The following is an 18,568-nucleotide window of genomic DNA, read 5'->3' as shown; positions in this document are numbered from 1 at the left end:
TATACGTGAAACAGGATGAGTTTGCTGTGTGATTAAAGTTGATATTACTGATCATGTAAATCGATTTGAGCTATATAGAAAAAGTTAACAACACACTTCAATAATCTTGCATCTTTTTCTAGGCAACACATGCATAATAGAAGGTCTGTTATAATTTATAGCTTGCTGTGTGGTGAAGCTTGCATCGTGAAATGCAACTTAAATGACACAGCTAAATGAAATACAGACGCTCCGAATCAGGTGGCTTTTTAAGACCATCGAACAAACAAAAAACATTGATGAAGAATTGGCGACAGGACAATATATGACTGCGGTGTCGGGTGCTTATGCACATCGCTTAATAGCGACATTATTTTTGGTCTCTTTTGGAATATATCTGTTCCTTGCAACGGTGACCTATACTCCATTTGACCCAGGTTGGATGCACATTTCCAGTGACACCCAACAGGTTTCAAATGCGAGTGGAATCGCAGGTGCGTGGATTGCCGATTTACTGTTTGGCTTTTTAGGTTGGGCGAGTCTGCTTCTTCCTGCTTATTTTTTTATTGAAGCCTTACAAGTCTGGTGGCCACGTAGTTTTTTAAACCGACCATTTCGTTATGCTGCACAATTCTTCATTTTATTGGCAACAGCAAGTTTGCTGTATTTATTTTGGCAAGTACCTGCCGATACGTTAGACAATGCCTCAGGCGGCATCATTGGTTTTGAACTTGGGAAAAGTTTATCGCAAATTTTAACCATTTATGGAGCAACACTTTTTTTAGTCGTCTTTTGGATTTTCTTATTTACCCTCGCATTTGGGGTGAAGTGGAACAGAACGTGGGCAACTTTAAAAGCTACACCTGCTTATCTGCAAGATTTGTTCTATCGCAATGTACCTGAAGCAGAATCTGACTTTGACCGTTCTACACCACAGGTGAAAAAGACCGTTGTCGCTGCTGCACCTGTGGTTGCTGTTGAAGTGGCATCAACTGATTTAGAAGCAGCAAGTGAACCCGTGGTTGCACAGGCGAAAGAAGCTGAAACAACTGCGCCACATCCTGCGGCAGAGCGTATGTTTAATCACATGCAGCAACGTGAAGAAGAAGAGCAACAGGCGCAGCAACAGCTATTGGTGCAAGATGAAATTGATGATGTTGAGTTAGAAAAAACCATCGAAAAGGCGCATCGCTTAGAACAAGACAGCCAGCGTATTGTTGCGACAGGCGAAGTGTGGCGTGCTTTACAAGAAAATACCGACAGTCAGCATAACCAAGACATTCATGCATTATTACGTGCTTCTGAAGAACCAGAGCCACATCTACAATCGAATCCTTTTGATGAAGTGCGTCCTGCATCTACGGCATCTCAAGCCACTGCAAAATCTTCGTTAGATTGGGATGATGATCAAATTTTTGATGAATTGCTCGCAGCAGTTCCGCAAGGCAAAGCTGCAAGTGATTTACACAGCCCATTCCAAAACAGCGGGGCAATGGATACTTTAGATGAGTCTGTGACCCAGCAAGAAACAGTGCATCCGCACTCGAATCCTACGGCTCACAATTTTAACGATGATCTCAGCAGATTTGAGTCAGATTTTAACCCGCCATCGTCAAGTGCTTCGAATACGCAAAATCATGCTGTACGCCAAGAGCGCCATTTGCAGCATGATTTAGACAGTTTAGATGACTTGTTGGTGGATGATCTTTTGGGTGATGAGTTACAGCAAGATGCATTTCAAGATCAAGCGCCTGTAGCGCGTAGTACCAGTAGCTATGCACAAAGTTCTGCTTTTGTTCAGGCACCTATTCAGACGGCAGCCACTGCCGCAGTGATGGCAAACGCAGCGACTGCTACACAGGCTGAACAAGCAGAAAAAGTGGCGTTATCCAAAGAAGCATTTATCGAAGCTTGGCAGGAAACCGCAGGCAAACCACTAGACGAAGATGACTTTGATTTTGATGCGCCGCTGACCGATGCACATGGTCGTCCGATGTCACGCGCCATGCAGGTTGCAGAAAAACGTCGTGATTTATCGCCATTACCGGGTTTGGATTTGCTTGATAAAGTCGATCCAAACAAAAAAGTGAACTTCACCGCAGAACAATTATCGCGCTTGTCGGAATTGCTGGAAATTAAATTACAGGAATTTAATGTCAAAGCCAAAGTGGTTGAAGCACAGCCTGGTCCTGTCGTGACCCGTTTTGAGCTGGATTTGGCACCTGGGGTCAAAGCTTCAAAAGTAACCAATATTTCTCGTGACTTGGCGCGTTCAATGTCGATGGCATCGGTACGTGTGGTCGAAGTGATTCCGGGCAAACCGTATATTGGCATTGAAGTACCGAATAGTTCACGTGAAATGGTACGTTTGATTGAGTTATTACAAACGCCTGCTTTTGAAGATCCAAACGGCATTTTATCTATGGCGATGGGGAAAGACATTTCAGGCAATCCTGTGATTACTGAATTGGGCAAAGCACCACACATGCTCGTAGCAGGGACAACGGGTTCAGGTAAATCAGTAGCAGTGAACTCGATGATTTTGTCGATGTTGCTGAAATACAAGCCTGATCAATTACGCTTAATTTTGATTGACCCGAAACAATTGGAACTCGCCAACTATAACGATATTCCACACTTATTGACGCCTGTAGTGACTGATATGAAAGATGCCGTCAGCGCTTTAAATTGGTGTGTCAATGAAATGGAACGTCGTTATAAGCTAATGTCTTTCCTGAAAATTCGTAAATTAAGCGACTATAATCGTAAGGTTGAAGAATCTATTGCCAATGGTGAAGATTTAATTGATCCAACTTGGAAGCCGGGAGATTCAGCAACGCAAGAACGTGCACCGCGTTTAACACCATTGCCATCTATTGTGATTGTGGCAGATGAGTTTGCCGACATGATCATGCAAGTGGGCAAGAAAGCGGAAGAAATGATTACCCGTTTGGCACAAAAATCACGTGCAGCAGGGATTCACTTACTCTTAGCAACTCAGCGTCCATCGGTGGATGTGATCACAGGTCTAATTAAAGCCAACATTCCAACCCGTGTAGCTTTGCGTGTGAACTCGAAAATTGACTCACGTACTATCTTGGATGCGGGCGGTGCAGAAGACCTGCTTGGTCATGGTGATATGCTATTTTTAGGGCCGGGTAAAATTGAGCCAGAACGTGTGCATGGCGCATTTATTTCGGATGATGAAGTCAACCGTATTTGTGATGCGTGGCGTGAGCGTGGCGATCCTGACTATGTCGATGAAATCTTGACGCCATTTGATGAAGAACCATCTTCACGTGGTTTTGAAGATGGTGAAGGCAGTCCAGACCGTGATGTGTTGTATGATCAGTGTGTAGCATTTGTTTTGGAAACACGTAAAGTGTCGACCTCATCTTTACAGCGCAAATTTAGCTTGGGCTATAACCGTGCGGCACGTATTGTCGATCAGATGCAAGAGCAAGGCATTGTGAGCGAGCAAGGAGCAAATGGGAAACGTGAAATTTTAGTGTAAAGCTTTCACTTTCTGTTTGATTTTGAATCAAGTAGTGCTATAAAAAAATCCCGCAATTCAATTGCGGGATTTTTTCTTTTTACACTCAATCTTTTTGGCTGAATTTAGCCAGAGATTGTGTTTAAACAGTTTAAGCAAACTTGGCTAAAACTGCTAAAAAACCATCTTTTTGACGTGGAAATTCAGCAATCACATCGTGAATACGCTGACCTTCAGGATTAGTGGCATTGACATCGCGACCATCGGCAACAAATTGTGTCAATAGACGTTCATAGTCGCTTGGACGCATGTGTTTAAATGCGTGATAGAGTACGTGAAAATCTGCATTCACACCTGCAGGTGGAAGTTGATTCAAATAGGCAAATACACGTTCATCCGACCATGCTTCGTTAAAGGTCGCAGGTTGAGATAATGCCATGGCAATCTCCTTTATATTCTTTTGAAAAAAATAGGGCAAAATAACTAGTGTTATTTTGCCCTGATTCAATTTGCTTGACTAATCAGTATTCAGATTATCGCTCTTCAGGCAAATTGATATTCATTTCCAACATTTCAATATTGGCTTCTGAACGCACAGACATTTGAATATGTTGTTCATCGACACCACGCACGTAGCGATTTACCACTTGCATGATTTCTTTTTTCATCTGATCAATTTTTTCTTGGCTTAAGCGTTTACCAAGACCTTGTTCAGAAGCAACAATCACTTTTAAGCGATCTTTTGCTGTTTGTGCGCTAGATGGCTTATCTTCACCGCTAAATAATTTGCTCCAAAATCCTGCCATGTCTACGCTCCAAATAATCGTGCTAACCAGCCCTTAGGTTTCGCTTCAATATGGCGAAACGGACGTTCTTCACCTAAGAATCGTGCAACCAAGTCATCATAAGCCTGACCTGCAGCAGCATCGCTATACAGAATGACAGGTTTACCTTCGTTTGATGCTTGAAGTACGCTCTTACATTCAGGAATTACGCCTAAAGTAGGTACACGTAAAATATCTTTAGAAATGTCATCAATCGTCAGCATTTCTTGTTTATCGGCACGTTCTGGGTTGTAACGTGTAATACACAGGTGCTTACGGATACGACCTTCGTTTTGTTCTACTTTTTTAGTTTTGCTGTCTAGCATACCAATAATACGGTCAGAGTCACGTACTGAAGAAATTTCAGGGTTAGTCACAATAATCGCTTCATCGGCATGATACATTGCAAGAATGGCACCGCGCTCAATCCCTGCAGGTGAGTCGCAAATAATGTAATCAAACTCTTGTGCCAACTCATCCATAATACGTGCCACACCTTCATCGGTCAGGGCATCTTTATCACGGGTTTGTGAAGCTGGAAGAATATAAAGGTTTTCGATATCTTTATCGCGAATTAATGCTTGTTGTAAACGCGCTTCATTATTTAATACATTCACAAAATCATAAACAACGCGACGTTCACAACCCATAATTAAGTCAAGGTTACGTAAACCCACGTCAAAATCGATAACAACAGTTTTGTGACCACGTAGGGCTAAACCTGTTGCAAAAGATGCACTTGTAGTGGTTTTACCTACGCCACCTTTGCCTGATGTTACGACAACAATTTTCGCCACCGAATCCACTCCTGTTATGGTTTAAATTCCCCTATATTTTTTCGGGGATTTTTGGTGATTATTTATACATTAAAATTGTAGAGCTTCAAATACAAGCTCTTGGTTATCATTTAAGTAAATATGCACAGGTTTTTTAGTCACATGCTGAGGAATATCGTCCGCCACGCAATACGTGCCTGCAATAGATACCAATTCTGCTTCTAGGGAATGACAGAAAATTCGTGCCGCAATATTCCCGCCCGCGCCGGCAATGACTCTACCACGTACACTACCATAAATATGTATATTTCCTGAAGCAATCACTTCAGAACCGCTGTTGATGCCTGCGGTTAAAATAATGTCGCCCTGATGTTGTACCAAGCATTGACCTGTACGCAAAATTTCATCGTGATAAGACGTAATATGCGCTACAGCAGGTGCAGTTTCAGCAACTTGATTTTCCGTCTGTTGCTGTTCTGCCGCAGGTTCAGGTTTTACTTCAACCACTTGTTCTTTGGTGGCTTTCACTTCCTGCAATGGACGGTCTTGCGGGATGACAGGGAACTGAATAGCACGTGCCTGATCTGCCATAATGCCTTCAGTCACAGCAATTGGCTGTGCTTCTAGGCTAATTAGCAATTGAATTAGCGCAATCAATTCTTGTTCGACTGAACTTTCAATGACCACCAAAACCCCTGGTGGAAATGATTTTTGCAACATTGGGCTTAGTTGCTGGCGGATCGCATCATGATCATTGGTGTCTAAGCTAATGCGAATCGCATTGACCAATCTGCCTTTTATCCGTATGTCAGCCATAATAATTCCTTAACACTTCTAACTTTGCTGGTTGTTGAAGTCATCTTATAAATAGAGCAAATCCTAGAACAAATTGGGTGAATTCTCTAGTTCAGTTACTAAAAATATTTCACATTGTTTTAGCTAAAATTATCGAAAGACCTTTATGAAATATCGTGTTGTTGTCCTTCATTTAAAATTTGTTGCCATTGTTTAACTTTTACTTGTTTGCGAATTGCTTCTAAACTTTCAAATATCGCTGATTCCACTAATTTATCAATATGCTGATTATGTTCAATCTCAATCTGACTAATTTTTTCAGCAATCATTTGATAAGTTGGATTTTGTACTTGTTGATGCTGCTGTGCAAAAGGTTCAATTAAACCTTGGGTGATATTTTCGCCCAATCGTTGTCCGATACTTTGAATTTGCTGTTCAATACGTCCACCGACCAATGGAATCAGGCGCAGCAATTGCGTCAGTTCAGGCGTATCTTCAATGGCTTGATTCACCACCAACCCGACATTTTTCGCAATCATGTGACGCTGCATTTGTAATTCTTTGCCTAAGGATTCCTGCAAAATATCGGCTAGGGCAATCGCGAGTAATTGACGATGATGCTCGACCAAATCATCAATAAATTGTTTGTGAGTGGTACTGGTGGTCAATTCACGTTGCACACCATTAAGTACCGTGAGCACCACACGGCTACTCAGTTCTTCCATTAGCAAGTTGTAGTAAAAGTTGCCGCGTTTATACCAACTGTCTGGAATGACTTTATAGCCATGGCTATGCAGGTTGTAACCAATCGCGATGGCACGTAATAAACGTAAAAAACGCAATTGCGGAATAATTGCAAGAATTTCATACCAGTGAATAAACGGGAAAAACCACCAACGCTGATGATGTTTGAAAATAATTGCAATACCCCAACGCACGCCCAACTCTACAATTAAAAACGTGGTAAACCAGCCTTCGGTAATCACCACCCAAGGGCGCAATTCTGTTCGATAAAACTGTAAAATTTCAGGTAGACGAATAAAATCGAACAACCATTCGCCAAAATCACTCATTAAAATGGCATTGGCACTTAAACAGAACAAGTTAAAGATGATTAAACCCATCAAAAACAAGTCATAAGCCAAGGCAATTTTCCATCCCCATGAATCTTTACGCAGGGGATGAAAAGAGGATTTGATGACAGGTTCTTCAGACTTTTTCATGGCGTACCTGAATGGTTATGCAGTCGGAGCTGCAAGTTTTTGTTGCATGCTTTCAATCAATTGATCTTTTTCCAGCCACAGTTCATGCACCCATTGCTGAAAACGCTCACGATATTCAGCATCATCTTCGTAATTGCCGCCCAACACCCAATCTGGAATATTAATTTTGCGTAAATTCACCGCAATGCGCGGCACCTCACCTAACCAAAACTCGCTATAGCCTGGCACGCCATCTGGGTACACAATGGTCATATCTACCAAGGCATCAATTTGATCACCCAAAATATTCAATGCCAAAGCTAAACCACCAGCTTTTGGCTTTAATAAATGTTGATAAGGCGATTGTTGTTGATCATGTTTTTCTTGGGTAAAGCGTGTGCCTTCTAAATAATTCAGCAGGGTAAAGGGCTGACTTAATAACTGTTGGCAGGCTTTACGCGCTTCTTCCATATCGCGGTCTTTCAGCTCAGGTTTTTTGGCAATTTGTGCTTTGCTGTGACGCTTCATCATTGGGAAGCCTAAAATTTTAAAGGCTTGTCCTACAAAGGGAATAAAGATCAGTTCCCACTTGGTAAAAAAGCGGGTCAATGGCATACGGGTTAAGCCAAAATACTGATTTACTGTGGTATCGACCCAACTTTGATGGTTACAGGTCATGAGATAACGACCTTGCATGCTCAGTTGCAAATCTTCATCAATGCTGATATCCCATTGGGTATTGGGTAATACATGATCAATCAGCCAGTTGTTTACACTGAGCCAACTGTTGGTAATTTGAATATTGGTTTCATCGACCTTACGTGACTGCTTTAACAGTTTGGTTAAGCCCAAAGCCAACACAGGAGGGCCGTGAAAAAATGTACTGCCAGTGATGACTGTACCCACGGTGAGACCTTTTGTGATTTTTTTTAATAAAGGGTGTTTCTTTGCTTGCGATGACATATAAATCAATCCTGAAGATAAATCGTCCAATGCGTCACGTGTTTGTAGATGACTCCAATATAAATGTTGTTTTTAAAATAAAAAAGTGTTGAAGTGAAAGTGTGTAGAAATTGTGATGAAGTTATACCAAGATTTGTACATGATCATGTATATTTGTAAGTAAAAGTTTTTTTATTAACAAAAAATCAATGTTCTAAGTATATTTTTTCATTCAATATTCAGCATATACAACAAAACACAAGTAAGGAGGCATGCCATGCGTGCATTAGCAATTTCGGCAGCAGTCGTAGGGGCAATGGTTTTAACTGGTTGTCAAACGACTGGTAACAACCTTGGTGGTATGGAATATGACAAAACTGCGTTAGGCACAGTAATTGGTGCTGCTGCAGGTTATGGGGTCTCTAAAAGTAACGCAAATACAAGTGCACAAAACAACCGTGCTGCAGCAATTGGTGCTGTAGTGGGTGCTGCTGCGGGTGTTTATCTTGACAATAAAGAAAAACAACTTCGTCAACAAATGGCTGGTACAGGCGTAGAAGTAAACCGTAATGCCGATGGTTCTGTTGGCTTGATCATGCCGGGTAACATCACGTTTGATACTAACAAATCAAACATCAAACCAAACTTCTATTCTACCTTGGACAAAGTAGCGCAAACGCTAACCCAAGATAACAAGAGCGGTATTTTGGTAACAGGTTATACTGACAGCACTGGTAACGACGCAATCAACATTCCATTGTCACAAGCACGTGCACAATCGGTTGCAAACTACTTGGCTAGCCGTGGTGTATCAACTTCACGTATTAATGCACAAGGTCACGGTGCTGCAAACCCAATCGCATCGAATGCTACTGCAGAAGGTCGTGAGCAAAACCGTCGTGTAGAAATCAGCATTTATGCAATCCAATAATCTGGCATTGTATAGATTGTAAAGAACCGCCTTCGGGCGGTTTTTTTATGCAAGCAATTTCTAGGGTCTACTCAGCAAATAGACAATGACGTCTAAAGTAGCATTTTAGATTAGTCATCTTTGGCGGAGATGACTATAATCGAGCTCGAACCGAAATAGAGGAAATACTATGACACTGGCAAGTCAGTTAAACGACAAGCAACTTGAAGCGATGAAATACACTCAAGGACCCTTGTTAGTGCTTGCAGGTGCAGGTTCAGGCAAAACTTCGGTGATTACCCGAAAAATTGCCTATTTGGTTAAGCATTGCGGGATTCCTGCGCATCGTATTACAGCGATGACTTTTACCAACAAAGCAGCACGAGAAATGAAAGAGCGTGTGACCAAATTGTTGTCACGTGAAGAAGCTAAAGGATTATCGGTTTCGACTTTCCACACCTTTGGTCTGAATTTATTACGTCTTGAATTAAAACACACGCCGTTAAAAGCCAACTTCTCTATTTTAGATGCCGATGACTGCAAACGTATTCTGATGGATTTAATGCACCGCGATAATTTGTCGGGTGCAGAAAGCAAAGAATTGATTGCCAAAGCCATGAAGATGATTTCAGACTGGAAAAATGATCTGATTGCACCAGAGCAGGCGCATACCACCTGCGAAACGCCAGAAGACATCCAGTTTGCACATTTATATCAACTTTATGAACGTAATTTACGTGCCTATAACGCGGTAGATTTTGATGATTTAATTGTAATGCCGACACGACTTTTGCAAGAAAATGCCGAAGTGCGTGACAAGTGGCAAAACCGTGTTCGTTATTTATTGGTCGATGAGTATCAGGACACCAACACCGCACAATATATCTTGGTGAAATTACTTGTGGGCGTAATGGGGCAGTTCACTGCGGTAGGTGACGACGACCAATCGATTTACGCTTGGCGCGGTGCGAAGCCTGAAAATATGGCCTTGCTGAAAGATGATTTCCCGAATTTAAAAGTGATTAAACTTGAGCAAAACTATCGCTCGACCAGTCGCATTTTAAAAGCGGCCAACACCGTCATTGGCAATAATCCACATATTTTTGACAAAAAACTGTGGTCAGATAAAGGTCATGGTGAAGTGATTCGGGTAATTACATGCCGCAATGATGATGATGAATCAGAACGCGTGGTTAAAGACTTACTCACGCATAAACTGATGAATGGTAAAAGCTGGAAAGATTATGCAATTTTGTACCGAGGGAACTTTCAGGCACGTATTCTGGAAACCCAATTACGTCAAATGCAAATTCCTTACAAGCTTTCGGGGGGGCAGTCATTCTTCGCACGTGCTGAAATCAAAGACATCATGAGTTATTTGCGTCTGATTATTAACCCTGAAGATGACAGCGCATTCTTACGCATTATTAACACGCCTAAACGCGCGATTGGTCCTGTGACTTTGGAAAAACTAGGGCTGTTTGCACAGGAAAACCATTTGTCATTATTGGCTGCTGCAGGTGATCAGCGCCTAACCATGGCAATTCCGAAAAAAGCCACGACGCAGTTGGCAGAGTTTTCAGATTTTATTAGCAATTTTACGCGTAACTTATTGGAAGATGATGAACCTGTGCCAATCATCCGTCAAATGATGCTCGAAGCAGGTTATATCGACTACATTAAAGAGCAAGCAGCTACCCCTGCGCAGGAAAAAACCAAGCTAGATAATATCGAAGTTCTATATAGCAGCATCCAAAGTTTGATTAACCGTGCTGAAGATGTCGATGAAAAGAATATTGAAAGCGTGATTCGTAAAATGGTGCTGCTCGATATGCTCGAACAGCAACAGGAAGAAGAAGACACTGATAAAGTCAATTTACTCACCCTGCATGCGTCCAAAGGCTTGGAATTTCCGTACGTGTATTTGATTGGTTTGGAAGAAGAGCTTTTACCGCATAAAAACTCAATTGTGGCAGATACTGTCGAGGAAGAACGCCGTTTGATGTACGTGGGGATTACTCGTGCACGTCAGGGCTTAACCATTACTTTGGCAGAGCAGCGCAAAGCGGGCGGGCAAATGAAACAAATGACCCCAAGTCGTTTTTTGGATGAATTACCACAAGATGAATTGGAATGGCTCGGACGTAAGAAAAAGTTAGCCGGTGATGTCGATCCGAAATTACAGGCACAGCATTATTTGGAAAATTTACGTGCCTTAATCAAGCGCTAATTTTTTGAAAATACTTAGGGCATTGATGCAAGTACAGCATCAAATGGCACATCGAAAATCGAAAGAAAATTGAAAATTTAAAAACAGGATAAACTTCATGAAAGTTCAAGTTAAAGTCTTAGATTCACGTTTAGGCACAGAATGGCCAATGCCAACTTATGCAACCGCAGGTTCGGCAGGTTTGGACTTACGTGCTTGTGTAGACAGCAGCACCGTGATTGAGCCGGGTCAAACAGTCTTGGTCAAAACAGGTTTAGCGATTTATATTCAAGATACAGGTTTTGCAGGCATGATTTTGCCGCGTTCAGGCTTGGGTCACAAACATGGCATCGTGTTGGGGAACTTGGTGGGTTTGATTGATTCAGATTATCAGGGTGAATTGATGGTTTCGGTGTGGAACCGTAGCCAAACAGCATTTAGCTTAGAACCTGGTGAGCGTTTAGCGCAATACGTTTTGGTTCCTGTGGTACAGGCCAAGTTTGAACAAGTAGATGAATTTGTTGCCACCGAACGTGGTGCAGGTGGTTTTGGGCATACGGGCAAAAACTAAGTTACTTAGGTTTCAGCCTATATCGTTTGGTAAAGTTTTATCTGAAACTTTACCAACAATTCTTGAAAAGTAACGAAAGATGTACTAATAATGACAAGTAAATCACTAGCTCTGATGAGACCATTGCACATCTATTAAAAAATCTAATTAGAATTTTCAAAATATCTCGAGCCAAGATTTATTCACTTTATGTTGGCTCATCTTTGTAGTTGTAAGCCTATGAACAATCCACAAACACTTTTTCCTCAGCATATTTTTCGCGCTTACGACATTCGTGGCAAAGAAACTGTGCTGACCGCGAAATTGGTACACGCCATTGCACAAGGATTGGTGCAACAATATCAACAAGAAAAGCAAACTCAAATTAGTATTGGTTATGATGCGCGTTTAAATAGCCCCGCTTATGCTGAAATTATGCGCCAAGTCTTTCTTGCCCATCATTTTCAAGTGACGATGGTGGGCTGTTGCTCAAGCCCGATGTTGTATTTTATGGCACGGCATACTGCAGGTAATGGCATTATGCTGACCGCCAGTCATAATCCAAAATCTGACAATGGTATTAAATGGATTATGCAGGGTGAACCGCCAACGCCTGAAATGATTCAGCAAGTGGCAATTGATGCCACACCATATTATGTGTTGAATCAAAGTAACAGTGGATGGGCTAATTCTGTCGCTACTACTTCACATGAATTTATAGAAGATGCTTGCCAGCAATATCAAAATGCCATGTTACAGGACATTCATTTGGCACGCCCTTATAAAGTGGTGCTGGATGGTATGTATGGCTCGGCAGGGCATTGCGCTGCATTGGTATTACAAAAAATGGGCTGTGAGGTGGTGGTACTACGCTGTGTGGCCAATGGACATTTTCCAGATCATGCGCCAGACCCATCTCAAGAAAAGCACTTACAACATTTAAAAACTGCGGTACTTGAACATCAGGCAGATATTGGCATTGCTTTAGATGGGGATGGTGACCGTGTGGTATTGCTGGATGAACAGGCAAAGGTTATTTCAGCAGACCGTTTGCTTTCCTTATTTGCAGAAATGTGTCTAAAAACCCATCCACAGCATGAGGTGGTGTTTGATGTAAAATGCTCCACTATGGTACGCAATACCGTGCGTGATTTAGGCGGTCAAGCGGTGATGATTCGTACAGGTAGTACTTTCTTGCGCCGTTATTTAGCTCAGTCGCAGGGTAAAGCCGTGTTTGGTGGCGAATATGCAGGGCATTATGTATTTAATGACGGGCGTGGTTTTGGCTATGACGATGGTATATACGCCGCCTTGCGGGTACTGGAATATTTAAGTCAAAGTGAAGCCGGTAGCATTTCAGCACTGATGCAGAAATATCCTGAGCGCTGCTGTACAGAAGATACTTATATTAGTACGCATAATATTGAACCAAGCACTGTTTTAAACGATGTAGAAAGCTGTAGTCAGCAGAGTGGCGCACAATTAAGTAAAATTGATGGCGTAAGGCTTGATTTTGAAGATGGATTTGGCATTATTCGAGCATCCAATACGGGCGAATATTTTACGGTGCGTTTTGATGCCGATAATCCATCACGACTGAATGATATTCGCGATACATTTGTTTCCATGTTAAGTGAGCGATACCCTGAAATCGCCCAAGACATTTTAGATGCTCAATAAGGAGAGGCGAATGCCACATCAACAGACTGGTATCGACAAAGCGCAAATTTTGACTGAAGCTTTGCCGTATATTCAACGTTTTGCGGGCAAGACCCTTGTTGTGAAATATGGCGGCAATGCCATGACCGATCCTGAGCTGGAAAGTTCTTTTGCTCGTGATATCGTGTTGTTAAAGACTGTAGGCTTAAACCCGATTGTGGTGCATGGCGGTGGCCCACAAGTGGATTCTATGCTCAAGCAATTGGGACGTGAGTCTGACCGTATTGATGGCATGCGTGTCACCGATCCTACGACTATGGAAGTCGTAGAAATGGTCTTGGGTGGTAGCGTCAACAAATCTATCGTCAATCTGATTAACCAACATGGCGGTCGTGCCATTGGTTTGACGGGTAAAGATGGTAACTTGATTCGCGCACAAAAATTATTGATGCAAAAAACTACTGAAACAGGCGAAGTACAACAAATTGACCTTGGTTTGGTGGGTGAAGTGGTGGGTGTCAAAACCGACGTGTTGGAAATGTTTACCAGCAGCGACTTTATTCCAGTGATTGCACCTTTAGGTGTCGATGATGCAGGCAATACCTATAACATTAATGCCGATTTAGTCGCAGGTAAAGTTGCCGAAGCATTGGGTGCGGAAAAGTTAATTTTGCTGACCAATATTACGGGTGTATTAGACGAAAATAAAAACCTGTTAACTGGTTTGACTACGCAGGAAGTAGATCGTTTAATTGATACAGGCGTGATTTACGGTGGCATGATTCCAAAAGTGGGTTGTGCATTGGATGCAGTTAAAGGCGGTGTAATCAGTGCACATATTGTAGATGGTCGTGTGCCACATGCTACTTTATTGGAAATCTTTACTGATCATGGTGTGGGAACATTAATTACCAACCGTGTCCAAACGCGTAAATAAAACTCTATAAGATGATCCCTAAAAGAGCTTCACAATTGAAGCTCTTTTTTATGTCAAATTTACGGCAAGAAACTGAAATTTTGTTGATTCAGCATCCTTGAAATTGCTTTGCACCTATCCTGCAATCTTAAAATTGTAGTCGCTAAAATCGCGGTCATCATAGTGTCATGCTGCTGTCCTAGTGTAGGAGAAAACATGAGGTATCTATGATGCTACAAAAATTAAATCAGTATCGTCAGCAGTTTAGCTTTCCTATGGTTAAAGTGGGTAAAGCACAGAAAAAAAACAGCAAAGCTACGCAATATGCGTTTGAATGGGTTGAAAATTTAAAGCAACTACAAGAAGTACAGCGCTTTCGTGCACAGCAATTTTCCAAGCAATTTGGCATTGAATTTGAATCGGCTTTAGATCAGGACTTGTACGATTTTGGCTGTGAACACGCCGTACTCAGAGATAAATCTACGGGTGAAATTGTTGCTTATACTCGTTTAAAACTTTGGCAAGGGCATGAGCTAGCCAACAGTTATAGTGCGCACGAGTTTAAAATTATAGATGAGTTAGGGCATCTCTCGAATATTGTCGAAATGGGGCGTACTTGCGTGCATCCACGTTATCGTTCAGGCAAAACACTCTCTATTTTATGGCTGAATTTAGTGCCTAAAGTGTTATGGGAAATGCGTGCCAAACACATGATTGGCTGTGTCAGTATTCGTTTGGAAGGTAATGAAGCACGCGCGTATCATACCCATCAAGCGATTCAACAATTGGCAGAAAATCAACGCTGCGATATTCAGTCACAGCAGCCGTTTGAGCCAAGTTGTCCAAGTCATAGCTTTAGCCAAGATGAACGAATACCTAAACTGTTTGATGTTTATCTGAAAATGAATGCTAAGCTGTCTGAGCAAGCATTTTATGACCGTGAGTTTAACTGTCTAGATTATTTTGTTTTGTTAGATGTGAAACAAATGGCGAAACATTTTATTCGCCAAAAGAAAGTGAAAGCATCTTAACTAGAATAATTAAGCAGAGATTTCTACAGCACTGCATATCTATGAAGTGGTACTGTAGAAATCTATTTATATTTTTCAGATTTGAATTATCCACATGCATGATGCACAATAATCAGATAATTTCATTATTTGTATAAAGATAAGGCCTTATGTGTCAGTTGCTTGGAATGAATTGTGCGACACCTACCGATATTACCTTTTCATTTCGGGGATTTTCGCAGCGCGCAGGAATCACCTCAGATCATTCTGATGGCTTTGGCATTGCTTTTTTTGAAGATAAAGCTTGCCGTTTATTTGTCGATAACCAGTCTGCAGTGGAGTCACCCATTGCAGAATTGATCCGCAACTATCCCATCAAATCGCGCAATGTGATTGCCCATATTCGTAAAGCGACACAAGGCAAAATTAATTTAGAAAATTCGCATCCGTTTAGTCGTGAGTTGTGGGGACGCCAGTGGATTTTTGCCCATAATGGTGATTTACATGACTTTCATCCACGTTTATCAGGTCGTTTTACCCCTGTGGGCAATACCGACAGTGAACGTGCATTTTGTTATTTGTTAGATCAATTGGTAAATCGTTTTGGTTATGATGAACCGAGCCTGACGCAAATTTTTGACTTGTTAGCCGAAATTTCTCCTAAAATTGCAGAACATGGCACTTTTAATTTTTGTTTGTCCAATGGTCAGGCATTATTTAGTTATGCGGTGACCAAATTACATTGGTTGGTGCGTGCTTATCCATTTCAGCCTGCACAATTAATTGATTTAGATGTTGAGGTTGATTTTAGCCAAGTCACCACAGCAGAGGATTGTGTGGCAGTGATTACCACTGAACCCTTGACTCAAAATGAAACATGGACAGCATTTCAGCCAGGTGAAATGATTTTATTTCAACATGGACGCCCAATTAAAACCCAAATGACACATATTGCGCGTTTGGAACGTGAGCGTTTAAATCCTGAATTAAGACGGATCACCAAAGCGGATCAATACTAATTTATACGGGTATGTGTGGTTGAAAAATATTCATTTTATTATTGTATAATTCAATTAAATCAAGAATGAAAATGTATAAATTGGTTAATTAATAATTGATTCTTTTAGTCGGGTATTTTTGTTAAAATTTATTTAAATCAATGTCTTGTGTTGTTTTTGTGCGATTCAAACCAATCCCTACCAATTCGCTTCATTTTTATTTATGGGAAATACGGCTACCATTCCGCAATGTGATTAATCATTTATTTCTGTAAGGTGGTCGTATGAAGATGAAATGGGTTCCAGAATACAACACTGGTATCGATGTGATTGACGATCAGCATAAACGTATCCTCGATTATATTAATGAAATTGTTGAAATTAGCGATGGTACAGATCGAGCACGTGTAAAGCAGATTTTAGATAATATTATTGATTACACCCAGTCGCATTTTACGTTTGAAGAATCATTACAAGAAGAAGCGGGTTATAAATACCGCGTACCACATAAACGTGTACATGATTTATTCATTAAAAAAATTGAGTTTTATCGTGATCGTTTTGAAATGGGACAATCCATTGAAGGCGAATTGCATGAAGTTTTATCAAAATGGTTAATTAATCATATTCAACACGATGACGCCGATTATGTTGGTGCAGTGAAAGAGAATATGATGGGTATTATTAAGGAAAATGAGAAGAAGAAAGGTAAAGGCTGGTTCGCTCGTTTCTTCTCATAAGTCTGAAGCCATAAAAATGAAAGAATAAAAATTATAAATTTGCGCAGCAAGCTATCTAACGATAGTTTGCTTTTTCTTTTTTGAGGTTTTGCTTTTCCTTGATGACAAAGGCAAAATAGCCGTAGATTTTTATTAGGACAGCGTCATGCAGGACAATGCTATGTCACGATGGTTATCGCCGCTGATGGCATTTGGTTTATCATTCATTATTATTGCCACACTCGCACCAATGACAGGTATTCAGGTTGAGCGTCAGCTCGACTTTTGGTTGTTGTGGTTAGCAACCATGCTGATTTTGGCATTACCGATTACTTATTTGGAAATTGCCTTAGCCAAACGCTCAAAAACGACAGCATTACAAGCACTTTTAAGTTTAACCCGTGATGCCGATGCTTCTCAAAAATGGCGTTTGGTGGGCTGGCTTGCAGTGGTGTTCATTCCATTTTTAGCAGGCGGTTTGTTGTCTAATGCTGCGCAAATTTTAAATCAATATGCCGCTGCAGACTTGGCTAGTCATGTCTTGTTTGTGATTGTGGCTATTTTCGCACTGGCATTGTCATTAGTGCCGCGTCAAATTTTATTGCTATGTACCGCTGTTGCTGTTGTGGCGGCTTTGGTTTTATCGATGGTGATGGGTTCAGAACTCCCTGCATGGCAAGTCACCTCAATTGAGTTTAGCGAATGGGGCAGTGCAACCGTTTTGGCTTTGGTGGCCAGTGGTTTAGGCATGGGCTTGTACTGGCAAACTAGTTTGCCGCAAGTACAGCAACAATCTGCAGCAACTTCAACGGTATTGCCAATTTGGATTGCTCAGCTATTGGCAGTCGTTGCTTTTGCATTCTTTGCCGTGCAAGCACAAATTCCAGCATTGGCTTTGGTGGTGGCAACTGTTGCAGCAGCAGCGGTTTTATTACAATTGGCACGTGAACAATTGGCACAACGTCAAATGGTGGTTGCGATTCAGTGGGTTGTATTGATTGCAGCAACTTTGGCTTGGGCAATTCCTGCCATTAGTCCTGTATTTAATTTTGCCTTATTGCTTTGGGGCTTAGTTATTTGTTTGATTTACGCTATTTTTGCAGGCTGGATTATGAAAATCAGCCATTTGCGTAAAGCCATGAACTTTAGCAGTGAAGCCTTTTATAACATTTGGCGTATTGCGGTACGTGTGGTGTTACCTGTATCTATCGTAGTGGCGATGGTGGCGTTAATTGGACAGTGGATCGCATGAGTCAAATGGCGCAGGTTTGGGTGGCGTATGCCACACCCGAACAACAATGGCATGTGGCTGTCGCATTTCAGCAGGGCATGACTGTACTGGATGCAATTCAGCAGAGTGGACTTGTGACAGCAACGACATTGCCTGAACCGTTGATGCTGGGTATTTTTGGTGTACGGGTTGAGCCGCAGCATGTATTACAAGCAGGTGATAGGGTTGAGATTTATCGTGCTTTGACCATTAACCCGAAAGATATTCGTCGTAAACGTGCCGCAAAGAACCCAGTAGGGCGTTATGCCAAAAGCAATCGCTTGAGACAATTGCAATGATTTAAAAAACCCCTCAG

At 41.6% G+C, this 18,568-nt stretch carries 17 protein-coding genes; 11 read left to right on the top strand and 6 right to left on the bottom strand.

Going from position 1 to position 18,568, the window contains the following annotated elements:
* Nucleotides 1-304: 304 nt before the first annotated feature.
* A complete protein-coding gene (locus tag FTU98_RS02775; protein WP_104853253.1) occupies nt 305-3,493 on the top strand; it encodes a DNA translocase FtsK in 3,189 nt (1,062 codons plus the stop codon).
* 130 nt (nt 3,494-3,623) lie between these two features.
* On the opposite strand, the gene FTU98_RS02770 is transcribed toward FTU98_RS02775, so the two are convergent.
* From FTU98_RS02770 to FTU98_RS02745, 6 genes are all read right to left on the bottom strand, one after another.
* A complete protein-coding gene (locus FTU98_RS02770) occupies nt 3,624-3,911 on the bottom strand; it encodes a PA4642 family protein (RefSeq protein WP_004975291.1) in 288 nt (95 codons plus the stop codon).
* Nucleotides 3,912-4,005: 94 nt separating this feature from the next.
* Nucleotides 4,006-4,278: a cell division topological specificity factor MinE gene (minE, locus tag FTU98_RS02765; protein WP_004975292.1), complete on the bottom strand. Its 273-nt coding sequence runs from the start codon at nt 4,276-4,278 to the stop codon at nt 4,006-4,008.
* Between the two features lie 2 nt (nt 4,279-4,280).
* The gene (minD, locus tag FTU98_RS02760) at nt 4,281-5,093 is read right to left on the bottom strand and encodes a septum site-determining protein MinD (RefSeq protein WP_004975294.1); all 813 of its coding nucleotides are present in this window, start codon (nt 5,091-5,093) and stop codon (nt 4,281-4,283) included.
* 69 nt (nt 5,094-5,162) lie between these two features.
* Complete coding sequence (minC, locus tag FTU98_RS02755; RefSeq protein ID WP_096902696.1) at nt 5,163-5,888, bottom strand: septum site-determining protein MinC; 726 nt, start codon at nt 5,886-5,888, stop codon at nt 5,163-5,165.
* A gap of 143 nt (nt 5,889-6,031) precedes the next feature.
* Nucleotides 6,032-7,090 carry a hypothetical protein gene (locus tag FTU98_RS02750; RefSeq protein WP_004975298.1) on the bottom strand — a complete coding sequence of 353 codons (1,059 nt, stop codon included), beginning with the start codon at nt 7,088-7,090 and terminating at the stop codon, nt 6,032-6,034.
* Between the two features lie 15 nt (nt 7,091-7,105).
* The gene (locus FTU98_RS02745; RefSeq protein WP_104852413.1) at nt 7,106-8,032 is read right to left on the bottom strand and encodes an acyltransferase; all 927 of its coding nucleotides are present in this window, start codon (nt 8,030-8,032) and stop codon (nt 7,106-7,108) included.
* Nucleotides 8,033-8,288: 256 nt separating this feature from the next.
* Here FTU98_RS02745 and FTU98_RS02740 point away from each other — a divergent pair, with 256 nt between their 5' ends.
* The 10 genes from FTU98_RS02740 to FTU98_RS02695 all read left to right on the top strand — a co-directional run bounded on the left by FTU98_RS02740 (nt 8,289) and on the right by FTU98_RS02695 (nt 18,551).
* A complete protein-coding gene (locus tag FTU98_RS02740; RefSeq protein ID WP_167846208.1) occupies nt 8,289-8,942 on the top strand; it encodes an OmpA family protein in 654 nt (217 codons plus the stop codon).
* 169 nt (nt 8,943-9,111) lie between these two features.
* Nucleotides 9,112-11,151, top strand: coding sequence for a UvrD-helicase domain-containing protein (locus tag FTU98_RS02735; RefSeq protein WP_154320416.1), 2,040 nt, complete (start codon nt 9,112-9,114; stop codon nt 11,149-11,151).
* 97 nt (nt 11,152-11,248) lie between these two features.
* Nucleotides 11,249-11,701 (top strand): dUTP diphosphatase, encoded by a 453-nt coding sequence (gene dut, locus FTU98_RS02730; protein WP_004975307.1) that lies wholly within the window; start codon nt 11,249-11,251, stop codon nt 11,699-11,701.
* Between the two features lie 219 nt (nt 11,702-11,920).
* A complete protein-coding gene (locus tag FTU98_RS02725) occupies nt 11,921-13,360 on the top strand; it encodes a phosphomannomutase/phosphoglucomutase (protein ID WP_180050349.1) in 1,440 nt (479 codons plus the stop codon).
* A gap of 10 nt (nt 13,361-13,370) precedes the next feature.
* Nucleotides 13,371-14,276 (top strand): acetylglutamate kinase, encoded by a 906-nt coding sequence (argB, locus tag FTU98_RS02720; protein ID WP_004975310.1) that lies wholly within the window; start codon nt 13,371-13,373, stop codon nt 14,274-14,276.
* Between the two features lie 209 nt (nt 14,277-14,485).
* The gene (locus FTU98_RS02715) at nt 14,486-15,286 is read left to right on the top strand and encodes a GNAT family N-acetyltransferase (RefSeq protein WP_168710353.1); all 801 of its coding nucleotides are present in this window, start codon (nt 14,486-14,488) and stop codon (nt 15,284-15,286) included.
* Between the two features lie 149 nt (nt 15,287-15,435).
* Nucleotides 15,436-16,284, top strand: a complete 849-nt coding sequence (locus FTU98_RS02710) for a class II glutamine amidotransferase (protein ID WP_096902262.1) — start codon at nt 15,436-15,438, stop codon at nt 16,282-16,284.
* Nucleotides 16,285-16,547: 263 nt separating this feature from the next.
* The gene (locus FTU98_RS02705; protein WP_154320417.1) at nt 16,548-17,003 is read left to right on the top strand and encodes a bacteriohemerythrin; all 456 of its coding nucleotides are present in this window, start codon (nt 16,548-16,550) and stop codon (nt 17,001-17,003) included.
* 145 nt (nt 17,004-17,148) lie between these two features.
* A complete protein-coding gene (locus tag FTU98_RS02700) occupies nt 17,149-18,234 on the top strand; it encodes a hypothetical protein (RefSeq protein ID WP_004975316.1) in 1,086 nt (361 codons plus the stop codon).
* Nucleotides 18,231-18,551 carry an RnfH family protein gene (locus FTU98_RS02695; RefSeq protein WP_004975319.1) on the top strand — a complete coding sequence of 107 codons (321 nt, stop codon included), beginning with the start codon at nt 18,231-18,233 and terminating at the stop codon, nt 18,549-18,551. The genes FTU98_RS02700 and FTU98_RS02695 overlap by 4 nt, the downstream gene beginning before the upstream one ends.
* Nucleotides 18,552-18,568: the final 17 nt, after the last annotated feature.

This window comes from Acinetobacter sp. YH12211, assembly GCF_013418015.1.
GTDB lineage: Bacteria > Pseudomonadota > Gammaproteobacteria > Pseudomonadales > Moraxellaceae > Acinetobacter > Acinetobacter towneri.
This window is presented reverse-complemented; position numbering and strand designations above follow the sequence as displayed.